This window comes from Citricoccus sp. (assembly GCF_035445025.1).
Classification (GTDB): domain Bacteria; phylum Actinomycetota; class Actinomycetes; order Actinomycetales; family Micrococcaceae; genus Citricoccus.
The window spans coordinates 155,467-164,593 of sequence record NZ_DAOMPX010000001.1 but is presented as its reverse complement, the minus strand read 5'-3'; the positions used below and the strand labels follow the sequence as shown (position 1 = coordinate 164,593).

Sequence of the window (9,127 nt, the reverse complement as noted above, 5' to 3'; positions counted from 1 at the left end):
CGGAGGCCTCCGCATCCAGGACGGCGAAACGCCTCGAGGAGGAGGGTGACATCGCCGCCGACTACGTCGAGGAACTCCTGGACATCTCCGACATCGACGGGGACATCGACATCGAGGTCCGCAATGGCCGCACCTACCTGTCCGTGATCGCCGAGGACGGCGATGACCGCCTCCGCGACCTCGTGGGCCGGGACGGGAAGGGCCTGGAGGCCCTGCAGGAGCTCGTCCGTCTTGCCGTGCTCTCCGCGACCGGCAACCGGTCCCGTCTGGTCCTGGACATCGCCGGTTACCGGGCCCGCCGGGCCACCGAGCTCGAGGCCGAGGCACAGGACGCCGTGGAGCGGGTCCGCCAGACCGGTGAACCGGTTCATCTCAAGCCCATGGGTGCCTACGAGCGCAAGGTCGTCCACGACGTCATCGCCGACGCCGGCATGGTGAGCGAGTCCGAGGGCGAAGGACCCCGCCGGCACGTGGTGGTCTCTGCCGGTGACTGATCCGATCGAGGAAGGCGTCCAGGAGCCCCCGGCGCTGTCCGGTGCCCTGCTGGAGGCGGCCGAGGAGCTCTTCGGAGACCGTCTCGACCTGGCCCGGCGCTACGTGGAGCACTTGGCGTCGACCGGGATCGAGTGGGGCCTGCTGGGCCCGCGTGAGGTCCCCCGCCTGTGGGAACGGCACGTGCTGAACTGTGCCGTCGTCGGCGACCTGCTGCCGGAGGGGGCGCTGGTGGCCGATGTCGGCTCCGGTGCCGGCCTGCCCGGTCTCGCCCTGGCGCTGGCCCGTCCGGACTGCCAGTTCATCCTGATCGAACCCTTGGAGCGTCGGGTCGCCTGGCTCGACATGGTGGTGGATGACCTCGGTCTCGAGAACGTTGACGTGGTCCGGGCACGTTCTGAACAGGTGGTGGGCAACGTCGTCGTGGACGTGGTCACGGCTCGCGCCGTCTCCGCCCTGAAGACCCTCGTGCCGATGACCGTGCCCCTGCTCCAGGGCAGCGGGGAACTGTTGGCGATCAAGGGGCGCAGCGCCGCCGACGAGGTCCGGACGGCCGCCAAGGTGCTGAAGAAGCACAAGTGTTCCACCCCGGTGATCGAGACCGTGGGTGGGGACCTGCTTGCCGAACCGACCACGGTCGTACGGGTCGCCGTCGGGCGGGGCCGCTGAGCAGTAGGCTGGATACGCCGATCGATCCGTTGGAGGATCGAGGTCGCTGTCTTATCAACCTCGGGAGGTTGTTTTCTTGACCGATGAGTCAGGTGTTGCACGTGGAACAGAGCCGTCCGTGATCTCCGACGGAGGTCATGAGGGCTTGACCCCGTTGACCCAGGAGGCAGCTCAGGAGAGCCGCCGACGGGCCAAGCTGCGTTCCCGGAAGCTCCCCAAGCCGCGTGAGACGCGCATCATCACGGTGTCCAACCAGAAGGGCGGGGTCGGGAAGACCACGACCAGCGTGAACCTGGCCGCCGCGATGGCGCGCGCCGGGATGCACGTGCTGGTCGTGGACATCGATCCACAGGGAAATGCCTCCACCGCCCTGGCCATTCCGCACACCTCCGATGTTGACAGTGTTTACGACGTGCTGATCGACGAGCTGCCCCTGGCAGACGTCGTTCAGCCGTGCCCCGATGTCGACGGCCTGATCGTCGCGCCCGCGACGATCGACCTCGCCGGCGCGGAGATCGAACTGGTCTCCCTCGTGGCCCGGGAGCAGCGCCTGTCCCGCGCGCTGACGCAGTACTTCGGGTATCGCGAGAGGGAGGGGCTGCCTCGCCTGGACTTCGTCTTCATCGACTGCCCCCCAAGCCTGGGGCTGCTCACGGTCAACGCGTTCGTGGCGGCCGGCGAGGTCCTCATCCCGATCCAGACGGAGTACTACGCCCTGGAGGGCCTCTCCCAGCTCCTCAAGAACATCGAGATGATCCAGAAGCACCTGAACGGTGCGCTGCGGGTGTCCACGATCCTGCTGACCATGTACGACGGTCGCACGAACCTGGCCACGCAGGTGGCCTCGGAAGTCCGTGAACACTTCCCCAACGAGGTACTCAGTGCAGTGATCCCGCGCAATGTCCGGATCTCCGAGGCGCCGAGTTATCAGCAGTCGGTCCTGACCTACGATCCCCAGTCGACGGGGGCCCTCTCCTACCGGGAAGCTGCCGTGGAGATCGCCGAACGTGGACACGCGTCCGGGTACTGACTGACCCGCTGGAGGCGGTACTCCCGACTAGCCAGCGTCTCGTCGTCCTGGGCGTCACGTCGTGAATCACGGGGTTCTGCTGGCGTCTCCGGTGGGCTGAGCGGTTGTCAAGCGTTTGGGGTTGTCTACTAAACGGTCCTCTAGGGGATTGGCGCGGGTCGCTTAACGGTGGGTAGTCTCACGTGAAGCCCGACGATACGTCGGCCCCGAAGCGTTGAGTTGTTCATTCCCGCTGTCGGGAGTGCAGCATCTCCTCTGACCTACCTGTGGTATCCCCCAATGATGACGTTTCACGTGAAACGTCCGCCGGTAATGGAGTCGAGGGTTTGGCCCTGCGTCCGCAGGCAGCTGTCGTGAATACCGGGCCGGCTCTGTCGTGCGCTCGTTGACACCAGAGACCCGGTAGGGCCGGAACCGCCCAAGGGGGGCGGCCTAGGGAGCGGCGGCGGTGGCGGCTGCCCACTGCGATCCCCTGTGCTCCGCGCACCCATGGCCACCGCGAAAGTGCGGCGTTTCACGTGAAACCGCCTTCGAACACGATGGCCCGATCGTGTCATCAGTTCCTGGCTCTTCCTCTTGTTCTCCTGCGCGGTCACCCCGCGGGGCGAGGACCACCACCCGAAGCTTCGGAGTGAAGGAGTACAAGGAGCCGACGACCGTCCACTATTCCTCACGGCGACGTCGACCCTGCCCTAACTCTCGTTGAGCGTCTGTAGTGCAGACCTGCTGGAATCTGAGGTAGGTGGACGGTGTATGTTAAGCGCTGCTCCGCGCCGAGGACGGGCGCCGTTCTTTTGTCGAGTACACAGTGGCCCTCGACGGGTGATGGCACTGGTTGACTCGCGGATGGCTTTGGTCACGGCGTCATCCGGTGCGCGCAGCCGCGAGTGAGGTCACCCGACAAGAGTTTTGCAGTACGCGATGTGTGCGATCGTTTCACGTGAAACGCCGCCCGGTCCGGCTGGCCGTTCCCCCGCGTTGAAGGTCGAGCGAACAGGGGTGCGTGTTTCACGTGGAACCAGGCCGGAGCGTCGCGCAAGAAAGGCGTCTCATTCCCAGGGGGGCTCGGTGGACAGGCGCCCATCGACTCCGCACATCCAAACCTCGATGTCCCTGCGGGCCCGAACGTGGCATGTCGGGAGGCGTTGTCGCTGCGCCGGTAACGACGGATACACGCACCTTCTATGCCTACCCTCGAACGGAGAAGCTCACGTGGTGATAGACGACGGAGGGGCGCGTGACCTGTCGGTCGACGTAGGGTGTTTCACGTGGAACGTGCCCCAGGTACCAGCCATCGCGTCAGAATTTGAGGCGCTCGTGTATCGCCATGGCCGCTCTGCCGCCCCGGGCAGCCGGCGGAGGAGGAACATCACCCTGGACGGCGCCCTACGACGCGAGGCGGCCCTGGTACCTATCGATATAGCATGGGGCTGCCGCGAGAAGCGCCCACCTTCCACGTTGAGAACAAGAGATGGAAGCGTCATGCGGGAGGCAAGTGACGGAGCATGTTTGTGCTCCTCCCGAGATCGGCCATCGTGTGTCTCCAGTTCCACGTGAAACACTATTCGAGAGTGCCCTCGCATGGCGAGACACAGGAGCACAGTGACCTGTCTGGAGGGGCACAGCGGATGGTGCCTCTTTGATTCCATCGAACGCGTCTCAAGGCACGTTTCACGTGAAACGGCCCCTCATACTTCTCACGGCCTGATGACGTGTGCTCCGAATGATGTGTATTGCCGTGGGAGAGGCGTCGTTCCTTGGAGGCCGTACACCTCCCCATGACCCGCACCGGGGGCCGAAATCTGCGGTTTCACGTGAAACAACCTAGAATAGAAGGTGACGTTGTCGCGATCTGAGGAGAATGCGTGAAGAAGAACCGGCGTGGACTGGGTCGGGGACTAGGAGCGCTCATTCAGAGCACTGTCCCCGACGAGGATCTCAGGGAGTCCGACGACTCGTCCGCCTCCCCTGCGCCCGAGGAGACGCCGAGGTCCCCGTCCGACGTACGTCTTCAACCTCCCGTGCTCGATGCCGAGAACACTCCCGCGGTCACTGATCCCGAAGCGGCAGAGTCATCGACGGCCCAGAAGCACGCTGACGAGGTGGACATCGCAGCCGGGCCGCAGGCTGAACACCCACCACAGGATGGGGTGGACGAGGGGCGGCAGACTTCTGAGGACGGCATCGCTCAGCGGTACCTGAGCACGCCGGAGTCTGCCCCTGCCCAACAAACGCATGCTCGCGAGGCACGGCGGCCCGTCGACGTCTTCTTCCCGGATCGCAGGACCGAGTCACCTGCTGGGACGGGAGAACGGAAACAGCCGGGCGCTCGGCCCGCCACGTCCTCGAACGGACGCCGGCGCCCGACCATGCCGTCATTGGAGCCGCGGGCCGTGCGGTCGCCCAAGAACGCCGAGCAGCCCAGTGCCGGAGCCGATGTAGATCAACCGGAAAAGGGTGATCAAAAGCCGGACGCAACCGACTCGCGCGATTCGCCCGAGATCGTCACTCACCTCGCTGCGGAAACTCGGTTCTCCGGGACCGCTGGGACCGCGGAACTGCGCTCCATCGCCGTGGCGGACATCCACCCCAATCCCCGTCAGCCCCGAGAGGTCTTCGACGAGGACGACATGGACGAGCTGGTGGCGTCCATCCGTGAGGTCGGGGTACTCCAGCCGATCGTCGTCCGACCCGTTGAGGGGTTAAGTCCCTACGAACTGGTCATGGGTGAGCGGCGCTGGCGTGCGAGTCAACGGGCCGGCCTGGAGCACATTCCCGCGATCGTCCGTCACACCGCTGATACCGCCCTGCTCCGCGATGCCCTTCTGGAGAACCTGCACCGCAGCCAGCTGAACCCCCTGGAGGAGGCCGCTGCCTATGAGCAACTCCTGGAGGACTTCGAGTGCACCCAGGATGAGTTGTCGAACCGTATCGGTCGCTCTCGTCCACAGATCTCCAACACCCTGAGGCTTCTCAAGCTGCCCCCCTTGGTGCAGCGCCGGGTGGCGTCAGGTGTCCTGTCCGCTGGGCATGCCCGGGCACTGCTGGGGCTGGTCGATCCGGGTGAGATGGAGAAGCTTGCACAGAAGATCGTGTCCGAGGGACTGTCCGTTCGCGCCACCGAGGAATTGGTGTCGTTGCACGAGGGCGTCAGGCAGGCGAAGTCGAAGCCCCGTGCGCCCCGGACGGAACGGCATGAGCGGCTGGACTACCTGGCCAATTCCCTGACGGACCAGCTGGACACCACGGTCAAGATCACCCTGGGTGCCCGCAAGGGGAAGATCGCCATCGACTTCGCCTCCGTGGAAGATCTCAATCGGATCATGGCCCTGATCGACCCGTCAGGATCTAAAGCAATGAAGGTCTAATCCGCTGTTAGACCATGAGTAATGGGCTGTTAAGCATGCCCAACAGACAGGAAGACCCCGTTCCTTGAGGAACGGGGCCTTCCTGTAAACCGGTGTTCAGTCGTGACTCGTCACTTGAGGTACTCCGCGAACTCGGCCTCCAGGACCTGCTTCGGCTTCGCGCCGATGGAGGTGGCGACCTTCTCGCCTCCCTTGAAGACCATCACGGCGGGGATGCTGGTGATCCCGTAGGTGGAGGCCGCCTGCGGGTTGTCGTCCACGTTCAGCTTGGCCACGGTGATCTTGTCCGCGTTCTCGACGGCCAGCTCCTCCAGCACGGGGGTGAGCATGCGGCACGGGCCGCACCACTCGGCCCAGAAGTCGACCAGTACGGGCTTGTCCGAGTTCAGGACCTTCTCCTGGAAGTCCTGGTCGGTGACGTCAATGGTGCTCATGGTTCCTCCTGGTTTGGGTGTTCGATGGGGTGGACCGGAGGTCCACCCGAGTGTGTGGTGCCGACACGCTACCGCGCAGCGGCGGCCAGGTCCTTGACGTCCGCGAGGTAGTGCTCGACGTCCTGGGCGGCCACGCAGCCACTGCCCGCCGCCGTGATGGCCTGACGATAGGTGGGGTCGGTGACGTCGCCGGCGGCGAAGACTCCGGGGACGGAGGTGCGGGAGCTGGGGTACTCGACCTTGATGGTCCCCTTGTCCGTCAGCTCGACCTGGTCCCGGACGAGATCGACCCGTGGGTCGGAACCGATGGCGACGAACAGGCCGGTGACGTCCAGGGTCGACTCGGCACCGGTCTTGAGGTTGCGCAGGCCGAGGCTCTTGAGCTTGTCCTCGCCGTCCAGGCCGGTGACCTCGGTGTCCCACACGAAGTTGATCTTCTCATGGGCCAACGCGCGGTCGGCCATGGTCTTGGAGGCCCGCAGCTCATCCCGGCGATGGATGACGGTCACGGTCGAGGCGAACTTCGTCAGGAAGAGTGCCTCCTCCATGGCGGAGTCCCCACCGCCGACGACGGCGATGTTCTGGTCGCGGAAGAAGAAGCCGTCGCAGGTGGCGCACCAGCTGACGCCGTGTCCGGAGAAACGCTTCTCGCCGTCCACTCCCAGCTCGCGGTAGGCGGACCCGGTCGCCAGGATGACCGCGTGGCTGCGGAACTCGGTGCCGTTGCCCAGGGTCACCACCTTGGGATCGGTCGTGAGGTCGACGTTGACGACGTCCTCGTAGAGGACCTCCGCACCGAACCGGGTCGCCTGCTTCTCCAGGTGCGACATCAGCTCGGGGCCCATGATCCCCTCGGGGAAGCCCGGGAAGTTCTCCACGTCGGTGGTGTTCATCAGCTCGCCACCGGCGGTCACGGAGCCTGCCACCACGAGGGGGTTCAGGTTGGCGCGTGCGGCGTAGATCGCGGCGGTGTATCCCGCCGGTCCCGATCCGATGATGACGACGTCACGCACGACGTCGGTGGACTCAGCAGCCTCGGTCACAGTACTTCCTTCACGGTGAGGGGGTTCTCTAGGGTGGAACACCACCATAGGGGAACGTATTCCGTGCACCGCACGCACTACCGCCCGGAGGAACAGCGTTTCCCCGGGCGGAGCGGGGTGGGGCTACTGCACCTCTACTTCGGCGATCCTCAGGCCGTAGGGGAGGTTTGCGGAGGCATTGGAGAGTTGCGGCAGCTCGGTGAAGTTGATGATCACGTACCGCGCCTCGGCAGGTGCCCCGTTCTCACCGCTCACGGGAACGCTGACCTGCGGTCCGGTGAAGGAGCCCTCGGCGATCTGGCTGGCCCCGTCCAGTTCGGGGGCGTCGTTCAGCAGGACCGAGAAGGAACCGCCGCTGCCGTTGTTCTGGGCGATGTCGACCTGGCTGATGGCGCTGGGTTCCTCGAGTTCGATCACCAACGCCATGGAGTCGGCATAACCGCCGAACACCGGCTGCGCGAACGAGAACGTCTGCCAGGCGGTCGCGGGGTTGCCGTCGATCGCGTTGGCCAGCGTGTTGTCCGTGTCAGCGCTCAGTTGCGGATTGTCCGGGACCAACCGGGTGGCCCCGGCGATCACCGGCTCGGGGAGGTCGGATGCCCCCTCCTGCTCGGTGGGCCCCTCTGCGGCCGGGGAGGACGTGGTGTCCTCTCCGGGGCCGGCCTGGGGATCGCGATTGTTGCCCAGCAGGTTGAAGGCGAAGACGGCCCCGAGGACGAGCACCAGGGCGAGGATGCCCCCCAGGATCCAGCGGGCGCCACCCGGCTTGTCCTCGTCCTGGTAGTCCTCGTCCTCATAGTCGTCCGCGAAGGCGTCGACGTCCTCGCGACGGTCCGGGGCCGCACCGACGGCGGGAGCCGTGGGGCCCGCGTCCTGAGGCGCATCCCGGCGGTCACCGGCAGCGGCTGCGGTCGCGGCGGTGGCGGCACCGGCGGCCAGCCCCGCAGCCGCTGCGGTGCCGGCACCGCGGCCCTTCCGCCCTGCCGGGTCGTCGCCCTCGTCGTCCGACCACAGGCTGACCTTCGGACGCCGGGGGGCGACATCGGCGTCCTGGCGGTCCGTGGGCTCCACCCCGGCGCTCCCGCCCCGAGTGTCCTGGGCCGCGTCAGTTCCGGCCGCGGCTGCGGAACCGGTCGTCCCCGGACCGGTTCCAGCGTTCGCGGCCGCAGTGGCCGCCCCCGTCGCCGCACCGCTGGTGACGTCGGTCCGGCGCACCTTTCCGGTGTCGGCCGCACGGTCCGCTGCGGTGTGCGGCGCGGTGTCCGGGGCGGGACCGGGATCGACGGCCACCTCGTGGGTTCCGGTCCAGTCGTCGTCGCTGACGGTGTCCGGGAGCGGCTTCTCGTTCGTGCGCCGGACCGCCGAACGATACGGGTCCGGACCGGCGGCGTCACCGTCGTGCACCGGGCGGTCGTCGTCCCGGTCCCGGCCGTCGGCAGCGGCGCCCGAGGCGACCGCGGTGGCGCCTCCACCGGAGACGGCGTCCTTCGCGGCATCGTGGGATCCCAGGCGCTCGCTCAGCCGCTCCGAGATGCCCTTCAGGAAGCGGGGGCGGCGCCGCTCGGGGCCCTCCACGGCGAAGCTGTCGTCGAGGTCCTCGTAGTAGTCCTCGTCGTCCTCGTACACGTGCGGCTCATAGGTGCGGGCCTCGCCGAAGATCTCGGAGCCGAGGGTGTCGGTCTGGAACGGCTCCACGTAGACCTGCTGCTCGCGGGTCATGTCGAGCAGCTCGTCCGGTTCGGGACTGCCGCCGGCGATGAGGTAGGTGCGGCCCTCGCTCAGGCCGAGGTCGAGGACCTGGATGGCGCCCTGCCGCTCACCGGTGGCCAGCTCCCGGGCGGAGGCGGCCACCTGCGAGGCGTTGTCGGAGGAGGCGACCAGGATGGAGACGTCCCGGTTGAGGACCTGGTCGCGACCGTCCAGGACCATGTCCTGGTCCGCCGAGGTCAGCACGTGTCCGGTGATGAGGTATCGGCCTCCCAGGACCATTCCCTCTTCAATGGGCTGCGGCACGGTGCTCCTCCAGGTCGGTGGCCCGGGCGGCGACGGTGGTGCAGCGCGTCCTGGCGTGCTGTTCGGTCATGTCAGTCA

7 protein-coding genes are annotated in these 9,127 nt (G+C 66.7%); 4 read left to right on the top strand and 3 right to left on the bottom strand.

Translation table 11 applies throughout. From position 1 onward, the window contains the following. From PLJ28_RS00795 to PLJ28_RS00780, 4 genes are all read left to right on the top strand, one after another. The coding region (locus tag PLJ28_RS00795) for a Jag family protein (RefSeq protein WP_324589824.1) at nt 1-494 on the top strand (494 nt) is incomplete at its 5' end. Continuing rightward, nucleotides 487-1,161, top strand: coding sequence for a 16S rRNA (guanine(527)-N(7))-methyltransferase RsmG (gene rsmG, locus PLJ28_RS00790; protein ID WP_298044061.1), 675 nt, complete (start codon nt 487-489; stop codon nt 1,159-1,161). The genes PLJ28_RS00795 and rsmG, both read left to right, overlap by 8 nt. A 145-nt stretch (nt 1,162-1,306) precedes the next feature. Next, nucleotides 1,307-2,191: a ParA family protein gene (locus tag PLJ28_RS00785; RefSeq protein ID WP_324589823.1), complete on the top strand. Its 885-nt coding sequence runs from the start codon at nt 1,307-1,309 to the stop codon at nt 2,189-2,191. Nucleotides 2,192-4,341: 2,150 nt separating this feature from the next. Next, nucleotides 4,342-5,559: a ParB/RepB/Spo0J family partition protein gene (locus tag PLJ28_RS00780; protein WP_502877074.1), complete on the top strand. Its 1,218-nt coding sequence runs from the start codon at nt 4,342-4,344 to the stop codon at nt 5,557-5,559. Between the two features lie 110 nt (nt 5,560-5,669). Here PLJ28_RS00780 and trxA read toward each other — a convergent pair whose 3' ends face one another. The 3 genes from trxA to PLJ28_RS00765 form a co-directional block, all read right to left on the bottom strand. Next, nucleotides 5,670-5,993, bottom strand: a complete 324-nt coding sequence (gene trxA, locus PLJ28_RS00775; RefSeq protein WP_010144882.1) for a thioredoxin — start codon at nt 5,991-5,993, stop codon at nt 5,670-5,672. A gap of 68 nt (nt 5,994-6,061) precedes the next feature. Then, nucleotides 6,062-7,036 (bottom strand): thioredoxin-disulfide reductase, encoded by a 975-nt coding sequence (gene trxB / locus PLJ28_RS00770; protein WP_298044056.1) that lies wholly within the window; start codon nt 7,034-7,036, stop codon nt 6,062-6,064. A 123-nt stretch (nt 7,037-7,159) separates the two neighbouring features. Further along, the gene (locus tag PLJ28_RS00765; RefSeq protein ID WP_324589822.1) at nt 7,160-9,049 is read right to left on the bottom strand and encodes a hypothetical protein; all 1,890 of its coding nucleotides are present in this window, start codon (nt 9,047-9,049) and stop codon (nt 7,160-7,162) included. Between the last annotated feature and the right edge of the window lie 78 nt (nt 9,050-9,127).